Raw genomic sequence first — 19,335 nt, forward strand, 5'->3', positions numbered from 1 at the left:
ATGGGCCCGGAACTCGATACGTGTTTCGGGCCCATCGCCGTATCGGTGCGGGGCCCTTCATCGAAAAGTAGGAGTTTCACACGTGCCCAAGGTCAGCGAAGACCACCTGGCCGCCCGCCGCAGCGAAATTCTCGACGGTGCGCGCAAGTGCTTCGGAGAGTTCGGCTACGAGGGCGCGACCGTGCGACGCCTCGAGGAGGCGACGGGACTCTCGCGTGGCGCCATCTTCCACCACTTCAAAGACAAGGACGGTCTCTTCCTCGCCTTGGCGCAGGAGGATGCCCGTCGCATGGCAGAGGTCGCGGCGACGCAAGGTCTGGTTCAGGTGATGCGAGACATGCTGGCCCAGCCGGAGCAGTTCGAGTGGCTCGGAACGCGGCTCGAGATCACCCGACGGCTGCGAACCGACGCCGACTTCCGAACCAGCTGGGCCGAACGGTCGGCAGAGCTCACCGACGCGACCCTGGGCCGACTGGAACGGCAGAAGACGGCAGGAAAACTGCGCGACGACGTACCCAACGACGTCCTGGCCGACTACCTCGACCTCGTGCTGGACGGTCTGGTCGCCCGAATCGCGTCAGGGCAGGGCGGGTCCAATCTTTCGGCCATTCTGGATCTGGTCGAAGAATCGGTCCGCCGGCAGGACTGACCCCAGGTCAGGCGAGTTGGATCAGTTCCAGGTATTCCTGCGACCAGTGATCCTCGGTGCCGTCGGGAAGGAGGATCACTCGTTCGGGTGAGAGTGCCTCGGCGGCACCCGGATCGTGAGTCACCAGCACCACTGCACCCTTGTAGCTGCGCAGCGCGTCGAGGACCTGCTCGCGCGAGATCGGATCGAGGTTGTTGGTCGGCTCGTCGAGCAGCAGGACGTTCGCAGCCGAGGACACCAGTCCGGCGAGCGCCAGACGTGTCTTCTCACCGCCCGAGAGTGTTCCTGCCGGCTGCTCGAGCTGGGGGCCGGTGAACATGAAAGCACCGAGAAGCGATCTGAGCTCCTGCTCGCCGGTGTCGGGTGCCGCATGCCGGATGTTCTCCCACACCGACGCGTGATCGTCGAGGGTGTCGTGTTCCTGCGCGAAGTACCCGACGCGCATGCCGTGGCCCGGCTCGATCTCTCCGGTGTCGGCCTTTTCGGTTCCCGCCAGGATTCGGAGCAGCGTCGTCTTGCCCGCACCGTTCAGACCGAGCACCACCACGCGGCTCCCCCGGTCGATCGCCAGATCGACGCCGGCGAAGATCTCCAGCGACCCGTACATCTTGGTGAGGTTCTTGGCCATCAACGGTGTCTTGCCGCACGGAGCCGGCTCGGGGAAACGAATGTGCGCAACCTTGTCGGATACGCGCTCCGCATCGAGGTTGGCCATCAGCTTGTCTGCGCGCTTCGCCATGTTCTGTGCCGCAACGGCTTTCGTCGCCTTGGCCCCCATCTTGGCGGCCTGGACGCGTAGTGCGCCCGCCTTCTTCTCGGCGTTCGCGCGCTCGCGACGGCGCCGTTGCTCGTCCGTGGCCCGTGCGTCGAGGTACTTCTTCCAGTTCATGTTGTAGATGTCGGCCTCACCGCGCACGGCATCGAGGAACCACACCCGGTTCACCACATCACCGAGTAGTTCGACGTCGTGGCTGATGACGATGAGTCCGCCCTCGTGGTTCTGCAGGAATCCCCGCAGCCACGTGATGGAGTCCGCGTCGAGGTGGTTGGTCGGCTCGTCGAGCAGCAGCGTGGTGTTCGAGCGCCCACCACTGCCATCGGACGCGGCGAACAGAATGCGAGCCAGTTCGACGCGTCGGCGCTGACCACCGGACAGGGTCCGCAGCGGTTGACCGAGGATGCGGTCGGCCAGGCCGAGACTGTTGCAGATGCGAGCCGCTTCGCTCTCGGCTTCGTAACCACCGAGCGAAGCGAACCGCTCTTCGAGCTCGCCGTACTTGCGGACGGCCTTGTCGAGCAACGCCTCGTCGGCCACCTCGGCCATCAGCGCCTGCTGCTTCTCCATACTGTGCAGCAGAGTGTCCAGGCCCCGGGCCGAGAGCACTCGGTCCTTGGCCAGGACGTCGAGGTCGCCTTCTTTGGGATCCTGCGGAAGGTAACCGAGCTCTCCGGTGCGCACGACCTCACCCGCATACGGCTCACCCTCGCCTGCCAGGATGCGCAGAGTGGTGGTCTTGCCTGCACCGTTACGGCCCACCAGCCCGATGCGGTCGCCTGCCTGTACACGGAGCGCGGGCCCCTCGGTGGACAGAAGGGTCCGCACACCGGCACGAACTTCCAGGTCGGTGGCGGTGATCACGCGTGAGCTCCTAGCGATTGCCGAACAAGATCGTTGCCCGTCGACCGACGAGCGAACACAGGTGCGCCGAACGACGGCACAGCAAACTCTCATTTTAGCTCAGCATTCACGTGCCCTCACCCAGGAACGACGGTGACACCGGTAACGTCTGGTCGATGACCGACGCCTCCGAAACAGTCACCCAACGCAGCGCACCGATTCCCGACCTCACCGGGCGTACTGCACTCGTCACCGGCGGCAGCCGGGGCATCGGCAAGGCAATCGCCGCAGAGCTGCTCGCTCGCGGCGCGAATGTCGCCATCACCGCACGTAAGCGCGAGCCTCTCGTGGCGGCAGCAGCAGAACTGGGTGACTCCGTGCTTGCACTGGACGGCAATGCAGGCGATCCGGACCATCGACGCGACGCCGTGGCGCAGACCGTGGAGACCTTCGGTTCGCTGGACATCCTGGTGAACAACACCGGCATCAATCCCGTTTACGGCTCACTGATGGATGCCGATCTGACCGGCGTGAGCAAGATCTTCGATACGAACGTCGTCGGTACCCTCGGCTTCGTCCAGCAGGCATTCCACGCCTGGATGGGCCAGCACGGCGGCGCGATCGTCAACATCGCCAGCGTGGCGGGCATTCGCTCCACCGGAGTGATCGCGGCGTACGGTGCGTCCAAAGCCGCCCTGATACGGCTCACCGAGGAACTCGCCTGGCAACTGGGACCCAAGATCCGAGTGAATGCCGTGGCACCGGGCGTGGTGAAGACCAAATTCGCCGAGGCCCTCGTCGCCAACGGCGAAGACGCCGCGGCCGCCGGCTACCCGATGAAGCGTCTCGGAAACCCGGAGGACGTGGCCGCGCTTGTCGCCTTCCTGGTGTCGGACGCGTCGTCCTGGATCACCGGAGAAACCGTGCGGGTGGACGGTGGTCAGCTCGCCACCGGCGGAATGTGAACGATTTCTCGGCCGACGTCGCGGTGGTAGGTCTGGGTCCCGCAGGAAGGGCAGTCGCTCATCGCTGTTCCGCGGCGGGCCTGGACGTGCTGGCCCTCGATCCACACCCGGCGCGTACGTGGACGCCGACGTACTCGGCCTGGGCGGACGAACTGCCATCATGGCTACCCGAGACGGCAGTCGCCTCGACCGCGCTCGAGCCCGCGGTGTGGACCGACCGCCATCGGATCATCGATCGCACGTACTGCGTGCTGGATACATCTGCGCTGCAGAGCACTCTGGCTCTCGATCGAGTGCAGGTGCTCGCTGGAACGGCCGTCGACGTCACCGGTTCCCGGGTGACCACGTCCGACGGGACGATCATCGACGCTGGTCACGTCGTCGATGCCCGAGGGACGTTCGATTCGCGCGACCTCGCGCAGCAGACCGCCTACGGGATCGTCGTCGAACGTCGACGCGCCGAACCGATCCTCGAGGGCGCCGACGCCTGGTTCATGGATTGGCGCACCGACAACGGCGCGTCGCCCGGCGAAGCTCCCAGCTTTCTGTACGCCGTGGCGCTCGATGACGATCGCGTTCTGCTCGAGGAGACCTGTCTGGTCGGTCGACCTGCGCTCGGTTTGGACGTTCTCCGTACGCGATTGCACCACCGGCTGTCCCAGCGCGATCTCGAACCCACGGGGCACGAGGCTGTCGAGCGAGTCCGCTTCTCGGTCGAACCGCCGCCGCGTTCGCGAGTACGCACTGGACGAGGAGGTCCTGTGCTCTTCGGATCCCGGTCCAACCTGATGCACCCTGCCACTGGGTACAGCGTTGCGGCATCGCTGGCGTCCGCGGACCACCTGGTAGAGAGGTTCCGCGACGGCGGTCATCCGCGACGAAGCCGTGCGGTGCACATCTGGACGGTCCAGAAGCTTCGCAATCTCGGCCTCCGCACCGCGCTCGGTCTGGAACCGGAGATGGTGCCCCAGTTCTTCTCCAGTTTCTTCTCGCTCCCGGTCGAACTGCAGCGTTCGTATCTTTCCGGACACGACGACGCAATCGGCACGATGACCGCAATGGTGAAGATGTTTCCCACGCTCCCGGCCTCGGCCAGGGTCGCAATCGCGCGCACGATAGCTCGACCGCTGCACAGAGCCTGACTTTCCTGCCAACGGTCGACACGCGGGTGCTCGGTCGGCGATCATGGACAGATGCGCAGCATATGGAAGGGCTCGATCGCCTTCGGACTGGTCAATGTTCCGGTGAAGGTCTATTCGGCCACCGAGCAGCACGATATTCGGTTCCATCAGGTGCACGCGAAGGACGGCGGTCGCATCAAGTACGACCGCATCTGTCAGGAATGCGGCAAGTCGGTGCAGTTCGCCGACATCGACAAGGCCTACGACTCCCCCGACGGCGAACGCGTGATTCTCACCGACGACGACTTCGACAAACTTCCGGCGGCCGAGAAGCACGAGATTCCGGTTCTCGAATTCGTACCGACCGAGCAGATCGATCCGATTCTCTACGACAAGAGCTACTTCCTCGAGCCGGACTCCGCGTCACCGAAGGCGTACGTTCTGCTGCGAGAGACGCTGGAAGAAACCGAACGCACCGCGCTCGTTCACTTCACGCTGCGGCAGAAGACCCGATTGGCTGCGCTGCGGGTGCGTGACGACGTGTTGGTGATTCAGACGCTGCTGTGGCCGGACGAAGTCAGAGCAGCCGAGTTCCCGTCACTCGAGGATGCACCGTCGGCACGTCCGCAAGAGGTGAAGATGGCCACGTCACTGGTGGAGAGCATGTCCTCGGAGTTCGACCCCACCGAGTACACCGACGACTACCAGATCGAGCTGCGCAAGCTGATCGACGAGACCCTCGCCAACGGGGGCGAGAAGGTCGTCCACACCGAGGCCGAGAAAGACGACGACGGTGAGGACGCCGAGGTCGTCGATCTGGTCGCAGCGCTGCAGCGGAGTGTCGAGGCGGCCGGCAAGAACGCGAAGTCGGGATCGTCGTCGACCTCGGCTCCCGCCAAGAAGGCACCCGCAAAGAAAGCGGCCGCGAAGAAGGCCCCGGCCAAGAAAACTGCAGCGAAGAAGTCTGCACCCGCCAAGGCCGCGGAGTCGAAAACCGACGAAGCGAAAGGTGCCTGACCGAGCAGAACCGTCGTCGGGTCAGACGGTGAAGCCGAGTGCCCTGAGCTGCTCGCGGCCGTCGTCGGTGATCTTGTCCGGACCCCACGGCGGCATCCATACCCAGTTGATCTTCAGGTCTGCCGCCAGTCCGCTGCGCACCAGAGCGCCGCGGGCCTGATCCTCGATGACATCGGTCAGCGGACACGCCGCCGAGGTCAGCGTCATGTCGACCGTGACGATGTCGTCGGCGTCGATCTTGATGTCGTACACCAGACCCAGATCGACGACATTGATTCCGAGCTCGGGGTCGACCACGTCACGCATGGCCTCTTCGAGGTCTTCGAGCACCTTGATCTCGTCGGCGGTCAATGCCACCGGCGTGGCTTCGGCCGGCGTCGTATCTGTTGCATCGGTCATGATTGTTGTCCTCCGGAAAGTGCCGACTGGGCGGTCCCGCCCGTCGTAGCTGTCGAATCTGCGTCCACTACTTGAACAACCGCATCCTTGAAAGCCATCCAACCCAGCAACGCGCATTTCACGCGAGCCGGATACTTGGCCACACCGGCGAACGCAATGCCGTCGCCGATGACGTCCTCGTCACCCTCGACGGTACCTCTGCTGCCGACCATGTCGCTGAACGCGTCGACCGTCTTCAACGCATCGACCACGGTCAGACCGACGACCTGATCGGTGAGAACCGACGTCGCTGCCTGACTGATCGAGCACCCCTGGCCGTCGTACGAGACGTCCGCAACGGTGCCGTTGTCCACGTGAACCCGCAGAGTGACCTCGTCGCCACACGTGGGGTTGACGTGGTGTACCTCTGCACCGAACGGCTCGCGCAGTCCGCGACCGTGCGGGTGCTTGTAGTGATCGAGGATCACTTCCTGATACATCTGTTCCATCCGCATCTAGAGTTCCCCTCCCCCGCCCTGGTCGGTGGTTCCGAAGAACGATTGTGCGCGGCGGATCGCCTGTGCAAGAACCTGTACTTCCTCGACCGTGTTGTACAACGCGAACGAGGCGCGCGCTGTCGCAGCCACACCGAACCGTCGATGCAGCGGCCACGCGCAGTGATGCCCGACGCGAATGGCGACGCCCTCGTCGTCCAGGATCTGTCCGAGGTCGTGGGCGTGGATACCGTCGACCACGAACGACACTGCCGAACCGCGGTCGACGCTCTCCGTCGGGCCGATCACGCGAACACCGTCGATCTTGGCGAACTCGGCGAGAGTTGCTGCGACCAAGGCCTTCTCGTGCGCGGCGATGACATCGATACCGATGTTCTCCAGGTACCGCACAGCGGCACCGAGTCCGACGACCTGTGAGGTCATCGGAACCCCGGCCTCGAATCGTTGCGGAGGCGCGGCGAACGTCGTCTTCTCCATGGTGACGGTCTCGATCATCGAACCGCCGGTGATGAACGGAGGCATCGCCGCGAGGAGTGCGGCCTTGCCGTACAGCACGCCCACTCCCGAGGGACCGAGCATCTTGTGACCGGAGAACGCGGCGTAGTCGACATCGAGCGCGTGGAAATCGACCTTCATGTGCGGCACCGACTGGCATGCGTCGAGGACGACGAGCGCACCGACCGCCCTGGCCCGACGCACCAATTCCTCGACCGGAGCAACGGCGCCGGTCACGTTGGACTGATGCGTGAACGCGAGAACCTTGACGGCAGAAGACAATTCGAGTGAGTCGAGGTCGATGCGGCCGTCGTCGGTCACGCCGTACCACCGCAGCGTCGCGCCGGTGCGGGCCGCAAGCTCCTGCCACGGAACGAGATTGGCGTGATGTTCGAGTTCGGTGACGACGATCTCGTCCCCGGGTCCGAGATGGCGATCGAAGCGTTGATCGGCCAGGACGTACGTCACGAGGTTGAGCGACTCGGTGGCGTTCTTGGTGAAGACGATCTCGTCGACGTCGGCACCGACGAACGTGGCGATGGCCGCCCTGGCTCCCTCGTACGCGTCGGTGGCTTCCTCGGCCAGCTGATGCGCCCCGCGGTGCACTGCGGCATTGCACGTGGTGAGGAATTCGCGTTCGGCGTCGAGTACCTGCACCGGCCGCTGCGAGGTGGCACCGGAATCCAGGTACACCAACGGCTTTCCGTCGCGGACGGTGCGCGAAAGGATAGGGAAATCGCGGCGAACGGCAGCGACATCGAACGATGCCGCCACCGCTACAGCTGCCGGCGCAGCCATGCTCATGCTCCGGTGGTCGCGGCCTGGGTGTAGCCGGCGTATCCGTTGGCTTCGAGCTCGTCTGCCAGCTCCGCACCGCCGGACTTCACGATCTCACCGTTGACGAAGACGTGCACGAAATCGGGCTTGATGTAGCGCAGGATGCGGGTGTAGTGCGTGATCAGCAGCACTCCGCCGTCCTCGCGTTCCTTGTACTTGTTGACGCCCTCGGACACCACGCGCAGCGCGTCGACGTCGAGACCGGAATCGGTCTCGTCCAGGATCGCAATCTTGGGCTTGAGCAGTCCCAGCTGCAGGATCTCGTGACGCTTCTTCTCGCCACCGGAGAAACCTTCGTTGACGTTGCGCTCGAGGAAGTTGGCCTCGATCTCCAGTTCGCTCATCGCGGTCTTGGCTTCCTTGACCCAGTGCCGCAGCTTGGGAGCTTCGCCGCGTACTGCGGTGGCGGCGGTGCGCAGGAAGTTCGACATCGAGACTCCCGGCACCTCCACCGGGTACTGCATCGCCAGGAACAGGCCGGCGCGGGCGCGCTCGTCGACGCTCATCTCGAGCACGTCTTCACCGTCGAGGGTGATGGTGCCGGAGGTGACGGTGTATTTCGGATGGCCTGCAATGGCGTACGACAAGGTGGACTTGCCGGAACCGTTGGGCCCCATGATCGCGTGCGTCTCGCCGGACTTCACGGTCAGATCGACACCCTTGAGGATGTTGATCGGCTCGGCGGACGAGTCGGTGTTGGCGACGCTGACGTGCAGGTCGCGGATTTCGAGTGTGGACATCAAAGTTCCTTTGTGCAGTCGAGAAAGGTTCGGGTGGACCTATGCGCCGGCGACGGCGAGTTCGGTCTCGATGGCGGCGTCGAGACGCTCGCGTACGGCGGGGACCGGAATCTTGTCGATGATCTCGTGGAAGAAACCGCGAACGACGAGTCGACGAGCGACCTCCTCCGAGATGCCGCGAGCACGCAGGTAGAACAGCTGCTCGTCGTCGAAGCGACCGGTCGCACTCGCGTGCCCGGCTCCGACGATCTCGCCGGTTTCGATTTCCAGGTTCGGCACCGAGTCGGCGCGAGCGCCGTCGGTGAGCACCAGATTTCGGTTCAGCTCGTACGTCTCGGTGCCCTCGGCCTCGGCACGAATCAGAACATCGCCGATCCATACGGTGTGCGCGTCGACGGTGCCGGGTCCGGTTTCGCCCTGCAGCGCGCCCTTGTACATGACATTGGACTTGCAGTGCGGTGCCGAGTGGTCGACGAGCAGTCGCTGCTCGAGGTGCTGGCCGGCGTCGGCGAAGTACACACCGAGCAGGTTCGCGTCGCCGCCGGGCGCGCTGTAGCGCACTGTCGGACTGATGCGGACCAGATCGCCGCCGAGACTGACGTTGTAGTGCCGCAACACGGAATCGCGACCGAGCAGCGCGTGATGCGCAGCCACGTGCACGGCGTCGGACTGCCAATCCTGGATCAGGACGACGTGCAGTTGCGAGCTGTCGCCCAGAACGAACTCGATGTTCTCGGCGTACGTTCCGCTCCCGCGCTGATCGATCACGACGGTCGCACGAGCGAACGTGCCGAGTCGAACCTGCACATGTCCGTAGGCGATGTGGTCGATACCGGGGCCGTCGATCGTGATCTCGATCGGATCGGCCACCTCGACCTCGTTCGGCACGGAGACGATAGTGGCCTCGGCGAACGCCGAGAATGCCTGAGCTGCAATGCGATCGGCCGGTACTCCGGCTTTGCCGAGGCGCTCGTCATCGCGTCCGACGGTTTCCACGACCACCGAGTCCGGCGCCCCGACGGTGACCTGAGCGGCCCCGTCGGCGACGGCGGAACCGTCGTGCAGGCCGCGGAGCCGACGCAGCGGCGTGAAGCGCCACAGCTCGTCACGGCCCGACGGCACCTCGAACGCATTCACGTCGTACGACGTGAACTGAGCGCCCTTGTTCGCGACAAGCTTCGACTTGTCTTCCTTGGCGGAATCGGGGTTCTCGGATGCCACGGCACCCATGACTCCGGTGAGGGGGTTGTTCACTTATCCGACCGACCCTTCCATCTGCAACTCGATGAGCCGGTTGAGCTCGAGCGCGTACTCCATCGGCAGTTCGCGAGCGATCGGCTCGACGAATCCGCGGACGACCATCGCCATCGCCTCGTCCTCGGTCATGCCGCGGCTCATCAGGTAGAACAGCTGATCGTCGCTGACCTTCGAGACCGTGGCCTCGTGACCCATCGACACGTCGTCCTCACGGATGTCGACGTACGGGTACGTGTCCGAACGGCTGATCGTGTCGACGAGCAACGCATCGCACTTGACCGTCGAGCGCGAACCGTGCGCACCCTTGTTGATCTGGATCAGACCGCGGTAGGACGTCCGTCCACCACCACGGGCGACGGACTTGCTGACAATGTTCGACGACGTGTGCGGCGCGAGGTGCAGCATCTTCGAGCCGGTGTCCTGGTGCTGGTCCGGGCCGGCGAACGCGACCGAGAGAACCTCGCCCTTGGCGTACTCACCGGTCATCCAGACGGCCGGGTACTTCATGGTGACCTTGGAGCCGATGTTGCCGTCGACCCACTCCATCGTTGCGCCTGCTTCTGCCTTGGCGCGCTTGGTGACGAGGTTGTAGACGTTGTTCGACCAGTTCTGGATGGTCGTGTAACGGCAACGGCCACCCTTCTTGACGATGATCTCGACCACGGCGGAGTGCAGCGAATCCGACTTGTAGATCGGGGCGGTGCAGCCCTCGACGTAGTGCACGTACGCACCCTCGTCGACGATGATCAGCGTCCGCTCGAACTGACCCATGTTCTCGGTGTTGATCCGGAAGTAGGCCTGCAGCGGAATGTCCACGTGGACGCCCGGCGGGATGTAGATGAACGATCCACCGGACCACACCGCGGTGTTCAGTGCGGAGAACTTGTTGTCGCCTGCGGGAATGACGGTGCCGAAGTACTCGCGGAACAGCTCCGGCTGCTCCTTGAGCGCGGTATCGGTGTCGAGGAACAACACGCCCTGCGCCTCGAGGTCCTCACGGATCGAGTGGTAGACGACCTCGGACTCGTACTGAGCGGCGACACCGGAGACCAGGCGCTGCTTCTCGGCTTCGGGGATGCCGAGCTTGTCGTACGTGTTCTTGATGTCCTCGGGCAGGTCTTCCCACGTCGCAGCCTGCTTCTCGCTGGAGCGCACGAAGTACTTGATGTTGTCGAAGTCGATGCCGTCGAGATTCGAACCCCAATTGGGCATCGGCTTGCGCTCGAACGTCTTGAGAGCCTTCAGGCGTGCCTCGAGCATCCACTCGGGCTCGCTCTTCTTCTGCGAGATGTCCCGAACGACAGCCTCGGAGAGGCCTCTCTTGGCGCTTTCACCGGCTACGTCCGAGTCGGCCCAGCCGTATCCGTACGTGCCGAGCGAGGCGATGGTCTCGTCCTGAGTCAGCGGCGCGGTGGGTGTCACCTGGTCTGGTGTGACGGTCATGCGGGCTCCTTCCGGAGGCTTGGGCGTTCTCCGACACGGGGCTGCGCGTCGGGAGTCTTCTTGTCGGAACTATCGGTGTTCGAGTACCGCGTCGGTGACAGCGGTACGTGCGTCGTGCAGGCGCAGTTGCCGTTGGCGATGGTCGCCAAACGCTGCACGTGTGTGCCGAGAATCTCTGCGAACGCGGACTGTTCCGCTTCGCACAGCTCCGGAAACTCCGAGGCGACGTGCGACACCGGGCAGTGGTGCTGGCAGATCTGCACACCGTTGCCCACCTGACGGGTGGTGGCAGAGAAGCCGGCCGCGCTGAACGCATCGGCGATTCGCTCTGCCGCATCCTCCACGGAGTGCGCATCGGACCCCGATGCCGGTTCGACGTCGGCCACGATGGTGTTCACGCGTTGCCGGGCGAACGTCTCGATGGCCGCGTCCCCGCCGATCTTGCGGAGCTGCCGCATTGCGGCACCGGCGAGATCGTCGTACGTGTGTCCGAGGCGGTTACGTCCGGCGGCAGTGAGCTGAAAACACTTGGCCGGTCGACCACGGCCACGCTGCCGCGCCCCTGCCGGGGTGGTGATGCGAGCCTCGCCGGCATCGATGAGCGCATCGAGATGACGCCGGACACCTGCCGCACTCAAACCCAGCCGCGTGCCGATGTCGGAGGCCGTGATGGGGCCCTCTTCCAGCAGTAGAGTGACAACTGCACCCCTGGTCTGTCCTTCGGGGAGCGAGGCCTGTCGAACCGACGGCGCGCCTGCGCCGGCGGTCGAGGAATCGACACTCCCCGGACGCGCGAACGTGCTTTCGGTTGTTTTCACAACACCAGTGTGACGGAATTGTTTTGCCTGGTCCACCAAGGGTGCCCTATGCCGGTCGCGATCCTCGTTCCATCTCGGCCGGGAGGACGGTGCGGGCGTCGGGCAAGAGCACAGCTACGCTCCCACTGTGTCATCGACCGACAGTGAGCAGAGTGCCGAACGCTCACGATTCACGGGCAGAGCACGTCGGCAAATCGGTACCGACGACTCGAGATCGGCGCTCGGACAGATTCTCCACCGATACGTGGTGGCCCCCGCACGCCGAGTCATCGGGCTCGAACCCACTCCGCCGGGTGGCGTGGTCGCCACCCTGCACGGAGACGAGCAGGAGGCGCCCGGGCTGAACCCGGCGGAGACGGTTCAGCTCAGGAACATCCGCCGTTTCGGTGCCGCGGGCGCACTGCTGATGGCGATCGGTGCCCTCGGCGCAGGCGCGCAACCGGTGCTGCAGAACCCCGTCTTCGGCGTTCGATTCCTCAGCCTGCCGTCGCGCATGGCCACCTCTGCCCTCACGGTCACGATGACCGGCACCGTCATCGTGGTGATCGCCTGGTTGCTGCTGGGCAGGTTCGCCCTCGGTCGAACGCGATCAGGAAACATTCCGCGGCGACTCACCAGATCCCAGATGGACCGCACTCTGCTGTTGTGGATTCTGCCGCTGTGTGTCGCGCCACCGATGTTCTCGCGTGACGTTTACTCGTATCTGGCGCAGAGCGAGATCACCGCGCGCGGGCTCGACCCCTACGAAGTCGGCCCCCAAACTGCACTCGGTGCGGACAACGTGCTGACCCGTACCGTTCCCAACATCTGGCGCGAAACTCCGGCACCCTACGGTCCGCTGTTTCTGTGGATGGGTCGCGGAATCACCTACCTGACCGGCGAGAACATCGTCGCCGGCATCTTTCTGCATCGCCTCCTCGCGCTGGCGGGCGTCGCGCTGATCGTCTGGGCTCTGCCGCGCCTGGCCCGTCGCTGCGGGGTGGCCTCGGTGAGTGCGCTCTGGCTCGGTGCCGCCAATCCGCTGCTGCTGTTCCATCTGGTTGCCGGAATTCACAACGAAGCCCTGATGATCGGTCTCATGCTCGCGGGCACCGAGCTCGCGCTGCGGGCCGTCGAACACTCAGGAGCGATGCGGAGGACCGACGTCGCCTTCCTCGTCGGCGGAGCGGCGCTGATTGCGCTGTCGTCGACGATCAAGATCCCTTCTCTGATCGCGCTCGGCTTCGTGGGAATGGCGCTGTCGAGGCGGTGGGGCGGGACCCTCCGATCCGTGGTGTATGTGGCAGTCCTCCTCGGCACGATCGCCGTCGCGGTCCAAGTCGCCGTCAGCCTGGGTAGCGGACTCGGATTCGGTTGGATCAACACTCTCGGGACAGCAGGCGTCGTACGCAGCTGGATGTCCATACCCACGATCCTCGGCCTGGGCACCGGATTCGTGGGAGTGCTGCTCGGCCTCGGCGACCACACCACCGCCGTGTTGGGACTCACTCGTCCTATCGCGGCCGTCGTCGCCGCCGTCATCGTCGTCCGCATGCTGGTCGCGGTTCTGCGGGGTCGACTGCATCCGGTCGGCGCACTCGGCGTGGCTCTGGGCGCGGTCGTACTGCTGTTTCCGGTGGTACAACCCTGGTATCTGTTGTGGGCGGTGATTCCGCTGGCAGCCTGGGCCACCACGCCGTCGTTCCGACGACCTGCGATCGCCTTCTCGTCTCTGGTCAGCGTCATCCTGATGCCGAACGGCAGTGAGTACTTGCCGTTCCAGATCGTCCAGGCCGCAGTGATGACGATCCTGACCATTGCGGTGCTGTATCTGTTGACACGAAACCGTATGCCGTGGCCCACACGCACCGGACCACCGGCACGCGACCGCGGGGCCGACGAATACGCTGAGTCCTCGTGATCTCCGGGACGTCGAAAGCGGCGCAACCTGTCGTACAGCTGAGCGACGTGCGCAAGTCGTACGACGGCGTCACCGCTGTCGACGGCCTCAGCCTCGATATCGGCCCCGGCGAAGTCTTGGCGCTCCTCGGCCCGAACGGTGCAGGCAAGACCACCACCGTCGAGATGTGCGAAGGCTTCGTCGTCCCCGACAGTGGTTCGGTCCGCGTCCTGGGGCTCGACCCCATCGAAGAGTCGGCGCAGCTGAGGCCGCGTATCGGCGTCATGCTCCAGGGCGGCGGCGCGTATCCCGGTTCCAAAGCCGGTGAGATGCTCGAGCTCGTTGCGTCGTACTCGGCCGATCCGCACGATCCGGCGTGGCTGCTCGACTGCCTCGGTCTGACCTCGGCTGTTCGCACCCCGTATCGGCGCCTCTCCGGCGGACAGCAGCAGCGACTCGCGCTGGCCTGCGCCATCGTCGGGCGTCCCGAACTGGTGTTTCTCGACGAACCGACTGCCGGTCTCGACGCGCAGGCGCGACTGCTGGTGTGGGAGCTGATCGACGCATTGCGGCGCGACGGTGTGGGCGTGCTGCTCACGACGCATCTCATGGACGAGGCCGAGCAGCTGGCGGATCGGCTGACGATCATCGACAACGGCCGTGTCGTGGCGTCGGGTTCACCGTCGGAACTGACCAAACAGGGCGCCGAGGGCCAACTGCGCTTCACCGCTCCCCCTGGTCTCGAACTGTCGATGCTCGACGCGGCGCTCCCCCCAGGGTACGTACCGTCGGAACCGACGCCCGGGTCCTACGTGGTGTCGGGTGTGATCGAGCCACAGATACTGGTGATCGTCACGTCCTGGTGCGCCCAGCAGGACGTCCTGGCCACCGAGTTGCAGGTCGATCAGCGCCGTCTCGAGGACGTGTTCCTCGAACTGACCGGTAGAGAATTGAGGAAGTGACGGTGCGCAGAGAAGCCCGGCTCGCCGACAACCGATTCGAGACAGGTCTGTTCGCGCCTCGTCCGCAACCGGCCTCGGCGTCGCGAATGCTGTTCGCGCAGACCCGCCTCGAACTGAAGTTGCTGCTACGCAACGGCGAACAGTTGCTGCTGACGATGTTCATCCCGATCACGTTGCTGATCGGTCTCACGCTGCTGCCGTTCGGCGCACTGGGCGACGACCGAGTTGCCCAGGTGGTGCCTGCGGTGATGATGGTGGCCATCATGTCGACGGCGTTCACCGGCCAAGCCATCGCGGTCGGTTTCGACCGCCGCTACGGCGCGCTGAAACGGCTCGGTGCCACACCGCTTCCGCGCTGGGGAATCATCGGCGGCAAATCCGCTGCCGTTGTGATCGTCGTGATCCTGCAGTCGATTCTGCTCGGCTCCATCGGCGTCGGCCTCGGTTGGCGTCCGAGCGCCACGGGCCTTGTGCTCGGTGCCTTGATCATCGCTCTGGGCACCGTCACGTTCGCGTCCATGGGATTGCTGCTGGGCGGCACGTTGCGGGCGGAGATCGTGTTGGCGCTGGCGAACATCGCCTGGTTCGTCATGCTCGGCATCGGCAGCGTGGTATTCGTCGACGATCAAATTCCCCAGGGCGTGCAGAACGTTGCTCGCATCGTTCCGTCCGGAGCGCTCGGTGAGGCACTGAGCCGAGGCGTCTCGTCGTCCTTCGACGTGTTCGGCGTGGTCGTGCTGCTGGTGTGGGCAGCGGTGTGCGGCACTCTGGCGGTCCGCACGTTCAAGTTCACCTGACGCAGCCTCACCACCCAACGACGCTGTGTAGTTGATCGGCGTTTACCATCGTGGTGTGCTGTACAGAGCGTTCTTGCGCGTCGTCGATCTCCTTCCTCTGCCGTCGCTTCGTGTGCAGCGAATTCTGGCGTTCATCGCGATAGTGACCCAGGGCGGCATCGCCGTCACCGGTGCAGTCGTGCGAGTGACCGGTTCAGGCCTCGGGTGCCCCACCTGGCCGCAGTGCTTTCCCGGCAGCTTCACTCCGGTCGGTGTATCCGAGGTCCCCGTGCTGCATCAGGCCGTGGAGTTCGGGAATCGACTCCTCACATTCGTGGTGGTGCTCGCGGCCGCCGCCATCGTCGTTGCGGTCACACGTGCACGGCGTCGTCGCGAGGTGCTGTTCTTTGCATGGCTGATGCCGCTGGGCACCGTCGTCCAGGCCGTGATCGGCGGATTCACCGTGTTGACCGGACTGCTGTGGTGGACGGTCGCAGTTCACCTCGTCGTCTCGATGGCCATGGTCTGGTTGGCCACTCTGCTGTACGCCAAGGTGGGCGAGAGCGACGCAGCATCCGAATCGACCCCCACTGTCCCGGCTGCGCTGCGCGCCCTCGTCGGACTGTCCGGAGTGGCCCTGACCGGTGTACTGGTCGCGGGCACAATGGTGACCGGGGCCGGTCCCCACGCAGGCGACAAGAGCATCGAAGAGCCGGTGCCCCGTCTCGGCATCGAGATCGTGACGCTCGTTCACGCTCATTCCCAGTTCTTGGTCGGCTACCTCGCCCTGTTGGTCGGGCTGGGATTCGCGCTGTACGCGGTGCGAGCGCCGAGTCCGGTCAAGCGTCGCCTGCACGTTCTGATCGCGCTGGTGCTGGCGCAGTCACTGATCGGACTGGTGCAGTACTTCACCGGCGTTCCGGCTGTGCTCGTCGCCTTTCACGTCGCAGGAGCGGGCGCGTGCACTGCTGCGACCGCAGCCGTCTGGGCTGCCTGCCGCACCCGTGGCCCGGTCGTGACGGACGAGATCGAGACCGTCGAGGACGTCGCAGTACGGTCGTGACGAGTGGTCCGGCTTCGAACAGGGTGGAGGGGCAGCCGACCTCCCCCTCAGATGGCCGACTGCCCCTCCACTGACTTCGACGCACCGGGTTCCGAGATGGTTCCCGCGGGATCGAACAAATTTCGGAGCGAATTTCGCTCAGACGATCGCCTGGTTGCGCGCCTTGGGGAACTTCTTCTGACGCGCCACCCAGCCGGCCATCTTCTCGTAATGGCCCGGAGCCGGGTTCACGGAGCTGACCAGCTCACGGTCCCATTCGGCCTCGGTCAGTTCGTCGAACTCGTCGACGACCGCTCGGGCAATGGCGTGGCTGGCAACAACCTGGTCACCGAGCACGCCATCGGCACCGACCATGGTGAGCCGTGTCCCGGCCCGGCCGATCGGCTGGATCACGACCTGAGCGGAGTTTCCGTGATCGGCGAGAAAACTCTTCACTGCCGCCAGCGTTCCCTTGGGGACATCGTTCGACGTGTTCTTCTCGATGCCCGCACTGTCGATTTCGGTAGCCATGCGGACACGATACCCAGGTTGTCCACCGTCCCTGCATCGACCCACCCACTCGTTACTGATCGGTAACTTCGGCCGATCGCCCTCGCCACGAACATCCGCGTGCCGAGGTGCTGATCGCCCGTGTAGAACGGTGTTCATGCGAGCCATTCGAATAGACAACACCGGCGGGCCCGAGGTCTTGACCGTCGTCGATCTCCCGGTTCCGACACCGGGAGCTGGTCAAATCCTGGTCCGGACCGATGCCATCGGAATCAACTACATCGACACCTACTTCCGCAGCGGCCTGTACCCGCGTGCGTTGCCGTACGTTCCCGGCGACGAAGGGTCGGGCGTGATCGACCAGATCGGCTCGGACGTCACCGACTTCGCTCCAGGAGATCGCGTCGCCTGGGCCGCGGCACCCGGTAGCTATGCCGAATACGTGCTGGTCGACGCCTCGTCGGCCATCTCGGTTCCCGACGGCGTTCCGGCGGATCAGGCCGCGTCGGCGCTGCTGCAGGGCATGACGGCGCACTATCTGATCGAATCCACTTACCCCGCTCAGCGGGGTGACACCGTGCTCGTCCACGCCGGGGCGGGTGGCGTCGGATTGCTCCTGACGCAGCTGGCGGTGGCCAAAGGCGTGAACGTGATCACGACGGTATCGACGGACGCGAAGGCCGAACTCTCGAAACGGACCGGCGCAGCGCACGTGCTCCGGTACGACGACGACATCGCCGCACGCGTTCGCGACATCACCGACGGCGAAGGAGTGCACGCGGTGTACGACGGCGTCGGTGCGGACACGTTCGAGGCCAGTTTGGCGTCGCTTCGGATCAGGGGCACGCTGGCCCTGTTCGGTGCCGCCAGCGGGCCGGTGCCGCCCCTTGATCCGCAGCGTCTCAACGGCGCGGGTTCGCTGTTCCTCACCAGGCCCACGCTCGCGCATCACATACGGGACCGAGCCGAACTGGAGTGGCGGGCCGGTGACGTGTTCGCAGCGATGGCGAGTGGAACGCTCACGGTCCAGGTGGGTGCGCGCTATGCCCTCGAGGACGCGGCGCAGGCCCATATCGATCTCGAGTCACGCAAGACGACCGGGTCCATCGTTCTGGTTCCCTGATCCGACTCTCGGCGGACGCTCGCTCAGGAGAAGATCTGGGCGAGCGTGTGCCAGCCGAGCACCGAGTCCACGGCAAGGCCACAGAACACCAGGGCCAGGTACTCGTTGGACAGGATGAACAACTTCAGCGGTTTGACCGGAGTTCCGGCTCGAACTCCCGCGTACAGGCGATGAGCGACGACGAGAAACCATGCTCCGGAGGCCACGGCGACGACGGCATAGATGACGCCCGAGCCCGGTGCCAGGGCCAGCGTGGCAGCCACGGTCGCCCATGCGTACAGCACGATGTGCTTGGTGACCTTGGTTTCCGAGGCGACTGCCGGCAGCATCGGCACGTTCGCGGCCTGATAGTCCTCCTTGTAGCGCAACATCAGCGCCCAGGTGTGCGGCGGTGTCCACAGGAAGATGACCAGGAACATCACCAGCGCCTGCCAGCCGATCGTTCCGGTCACAGCGGACCAGCCGATCATCACCGGCATGCATCCGGCCGCGCCGCCCCACACCACGTTCTGTGAGGTGCGCCGCTTGAGGATCAGGGTGTAGACGAAAATGTAGAAGCAGATCGTCACGACCGCGAGCACGCCGCTGAGCAGGTTCGTGGTGGCCCACAACCAGAAGAACGAGAACACACCGAGCACGAGCCCGAAGACCAGAGCGTGCGACACCGGCATGGCACCGCGGGCCAGCGGGCGCTTCTCGGTGCGCTTCATCACCTTGTCGATGTCGGCGTCGACCACCATGTTCAGGGTGTTCGCACTGGCCGCGGCCAGCATGCCACCGAAGAGCGTGGTGAGGATCAGCCATGGATCGACATGACCGCGGTCGGCCAACAGCATCGCGGGGATGGTTGTCACCAGAAGAAGTTCGATGACGCGAGGCTTCGTCAGCGCGACATACGCAAGGAGGAGAGCGAACGCTCGACGCGGGGCGGACGTCACCGGTGCGGCCTGCGCGGACTCACCCTGATCGTCGGCTCCGAATCCGGGGCCGCCGGCGAATCCGTGTCCGCCCGGCTGCTGCCCAATTCGCACTGCGTCTCCTTGCACGACTGTCATTCTCTGGCGCTGGGCCACTTGCTCGCGCGCCACCGGCACACGGGTTCACTCTGCACGACGACCATGGACGCCAGCGCGCACGTCAGGTCGCCACGATCCGAAAAACCTGGCTCCGAATCCGACGCACGTGCACCT

The 19,335-nt window shown here is 64.9% G+C and carries 19 protein-coding genes; 9 read left to right on the plus strand and 10 right to left on the minus strand.

All coding sequences use genetic code 11. From position 1 onward, the window contains the following. Positions 1-82: 82 nt before the first annotated feature. Positions 83-649 (plus strand): TetR/AcrR family transcriptional regulator, encoded by a 567-nt coding sequence (locus tag BH93_RS13975; RefSeq protein WP_032377845.1) that lies wholly within the window; start codon positions 83-85, stop codon positions 647-649. A gap of 7 nt (positions 650-656) precedes the next feature. Here BH93_RS13975 and BH93_RS13980 read toward each other — a convergent pair whose 3' ends face one another. After that, a complete protein-coding gene (locus BH93_RS13980) occupies positions 657-2,288 on the minus strand; it encodes an ABC-F family ATP-binding cassette domain-containing protein (protein ID WP_032377844.1) in 1,632 nt (543 codons plus the stop codon). Positions 2,289-2,443: 155 nt separating this feature from the next. Between BH93_RS13980 and BH93_RS13985 the strand changes: the two genes are divergently transcribed. The 3 genes from BH93_RS13985 to ku are packed head-to-tail and all read left to right on the plus strand — an operon-like array spanning position 2,444 to position 5,370. Further along, positions 2,444-3,232, plus strand: a complete 789-nt coding sequence (locus tag BH93_RS13985; protein WP_037173789.1) for an SDR family oxidoreductase — start codon at positions 2,444-2,446, stop codon at positions 3,230-3,232. Next, positions 3,229-4,374, plus strand: a complete 1,146-nt coding sequence (locus BH93_RS13990) for a lycopene cyclase family protein (protein ID WP_037173790.1) — start codon at positions 3,229-3,231, stop codon at positions 4,372-4,374. Before BH93_RS13985 ends, BH93_RS13990 begins: the two co-directional genes overlap by 4 nt. A gap of 51 nt (positions 4,375-4,425) precedes the next feature. Beyond that, on the plus strand, positions 4,426-5,370 hold the full coding sequence (ku, locus tag BH93_RS13995) for a non-homologous end joining protein Ku (RefSeq protein WP_037173791.1): 945 nt from the start codon (positions 4,426-4,428) through the stop codon (positions 5,368-5,370). Between the two features lie 21 nt (positions 5,371-5,391). Here the strand turns inward: ku and BH93_RS14000 are convergent, their stop codons facing one another. Genes BH93_RS14000 through BH93_RS14030 form a run of 7 tightly spaced genes read right to left on the minus strand, consistent with a single transcriptional unit; the run spans position 5,392 to position 11,724 of the window. Continuing rightward, on the minus strand, positions 5,392-5,769 hold the full coding sequence (locus BH93_RS14000) for a metal-sulfur cluster assembly factor (protein ID WP_032377840.1): 378 nt from the start codon (positions 5,767-5,769) through the stop codon (positions 5,392-5,394). Beyond that, positions 5,766-6,263, minus strand: coding sequence for a Fe-S cluster assembly sulfur transfer protein SufU (gene sufU, locus BH93_RS14005; protein ID WP_037173792.1), 498 nt, complete (start codon positions 6,261-6,263; stop codon positions 5,766-5,768). The genes BH93_RS14000 and sufU overlap by 4 nt, the downstream gene beginning before the upstream one ends. Beyond that, the gene (locus BH93_RS14010; protein ID WP_037173794.1) at positions 6,264-7,556 is read right to left on the minus strand and encodes a cysteine desulfurase; all 1,293 of its coding nucleotides are present in this window, start codon (positions 7,554-7,556) and stop codon (positions 6,264-6,266) included. A 2-nt stretch (positions 7,557-7,558) separates the two neighbouring features. After that, positions 7,559-8,335 carry a Fe-S cluster assembly ATPase SufC gene (gene sufC / locus BH93_RS14015; protein WP_032403380.1) on the minus strand — a complete coding sequence of 259 codons (777 nt, stop codon included), beginning with the start codon at positions 8,333-8,335 and terminating at the stop codon, positions 7,559-7,561. 39 nt (positions 8,336-8,374) lie between these two features. Next, a complete protein-coding gene (sufD, locus tag BH93_RS14020; protein ID WP_155290956.1) occupies positions 8,375-9,565 on the minus strand; it encodes a Fe-S cluster assembly protein SufD in 1,191 nt (396 codons plus the stop codon). A gap of 24 nt (positions 9,566-9,589) precedes the next feature. Beyond that, positions 9,590-11,035: a Fe-S cluster assembly protein SufB gene (gene sufB / locus BH93_RS14025; protein WP_032377835.1), complete on the minus strand. Its 1,446-nt coding sequence runs from the start codon at positions 11,033-11,035 to the stop codon at positions 9,590-9,592. Further along, entirely contained in the window at positions 11,032-11,724 is a 693-nt protein-coding gene (locus tag BH93_RS14030) for a helix-turn-helix transcriptional regulator (protein WP_371832101.1), read from the minus strand. The genes sufB and BH93_RS14030 overlap by 4 nt, the downstream gene beginning before the upstream one ends. Before the next feature lie 358 nt (positions 11,725-12,082). On the opposite strand from BH93_RS14030, the gene mptB reads away from it, so the two are divergent. The 4 genes from mptB to BH93_RS14050 are packed head-to-tail and all read left to right on the plus strand — an operon-like array spanning position 12,083 to position 16,533. Next, complete coding sequence (gene mptB, locus BH93_RS14035) at positions 12,083-13,753, plus strand: polyprenol phosphomannose-dependent alpha 1,6 mannosyltransferase MptB (RefSeq protein ID WP_371832102.1); 1,671 nt, start codon at positions 12,083-12,085, stop codon at positions 13,751-13,753. After that, the gene (locus tag BH93_RS14040) at positions 13,753-14,694 is read left to right on the plus strand and encodes an ABC transporter ATP-binding protein (RefSeq protein ID WP_094618515.1); all 942 of its coding nucleotides are present in this window, start codon (positions 13,753-13,755) and stop codon (positions 14,692-14,694) included. Before mptB ends, BH93_RS14040 begins: the two co-directional genes overlap by 1 nt. A 2-nt stretch (positions 14,695-14,696) precedes the next feature. Beyond that, positions 14,697-15,491 (plus strand): ABC transporter permease, encoded by a 795-nt coding sequence (locus BH93_RS14045; RefSeq protein ID WP_371832067.1) that lies wholly within the window; start codon positions 14,697-14,699, stop codon positions 15,489-15,491. Positions 15,492-15,546: 55 nt separating this feature from the next. After that, positions 15,547-16,533, plus strand: a complete 987-nt coding sequence (locus tag BH93_RS14050; protein WP_037173801.1) for a COX15/CtaA family protein — start codon at positions 15,547-15,549, stop codon at positions 16,531-16,533. 138 nt (positions 16,534-16,671) lie between these two features. Here BH93_RS14050 and BH93_RS14055 read toward each other — a convergent pair whose 3' ends face one another. After that, positions 16,672-17,043 carry a hypothetical protein gene (locus BH93_RS14055; protein WP_037173802.1) on the minus strand — a complete coding sequence of 124 codons (372 nt, stop codon included), beginning with the start codon at positions 17,041-17,043 and terminating at the stop codon, positions 16,672-16,674. A 136-nt stretch (positions 17,044-17,179) separates the two neighbouring features. Between BH93_RS14055 and BH93_RS14060 the strand changes: the two genes are divergently transcribed. After that, positions 17,180-18,145 (plus strand): quinone oxidoreductase family protein, encoded by a 966-nt coding sequence (locus BH93_RS14060; protein WP_037174299.1) that lies wholly within the window; start codon positions 17,180-17,182, stop codon positions 18,143-18,145. 23 nt (positions 18,146-18,168) lie between these two features. Here the strand turns inward: BH93_RS14060 and BH93_RS14065 are convergent, their stop codons facing one another. Beyond that, on the minus strand, positions 18,169-19,176 hold the full coding sequence (locus BH93_RS14065; protein WP_032378471.1) for a heme o synthase: 1,008 nt from the start codon (positions 19,174-19,176) through the stop codon (positions 18,169-18,171). Between the last annotated feature and the right edge of the window lie 159 nt (positions 19,177-19,335).

This window comes from Rhodococcoides fascians A25f (genome assembly GCF_000760935.2).
Taxonomy (GTDB): Bacteria; Actinomycetota; Actinomycetes; order Mycobacteriales; family Mycobacteriaceae; genus Rhodococcoides.

Coding starts and splice junctions, on each gene's coding strand:
- BH93_RS13985 (WP_037173789.1), top strand. CDS start 2,444: ATGACCGACGCCTCCGAAACAGTCACCCAACGCAGCGCACCGATTCCC.
- ku (WP_037173791.1), top strand. CDS start 4,426: ATGCGCAGCATATGGAAGGGCTCGATCGCCTTCGGACTGGTCAATGTT.
- BH93_RS14000 (WP_032377840.1), bottom strand. CDS start 5,769: ATGACCGATGCAACAGATACGACGCCGGCCGAAGCCACGCCGGTGGCA.
- sufU (WP_037173792.1), bottom strand. CDS start 6,263: ATGCGGATGGAACAGATGTATCAGGAAGTGATCCTCGATCACTACAAG.
- BH93_RS14010 (WP_037173794.1), bottom strand. CDS start 7,556: ATGGCTGCGCCGGCAGCTGTAGCGGTGGCGGCATCGTTCGATGTCGCT.
- sufC (WP_032403380.1), bottom strand. CDS start 8,335: ATGTCCACACTCGAAATCCGCGACCTGCACGTCAGCGTCGCCAACACC.
- sufD (WP_155290956.1), bottom strand. CDS start 9,565: ATGGGTGCCGTGGCATCCGAGAACCCCGATTCCGCCAAGGAAGACAAG.
- sufB (WP_032377835.1), bottom strand. CDS start 11,035: ATGACCGTCACACCAGACCAGGTGACACCCACCGCGCCGCTGACTCAG.
- BH93_RS14055 (WP_037173802.1), bottom strand. CDS start 17,043: ATGGCTACCGAAATCGACAGTGCGGGCATCGAGAAGAACACGTCGAAC.
- BH93_RS14060 (WP_037174299.1), top strand. CDS start 17,180: ATGCGAGCCATTCGAATAGACAACACCGGCGGGCCCGAGGTCTTGACC.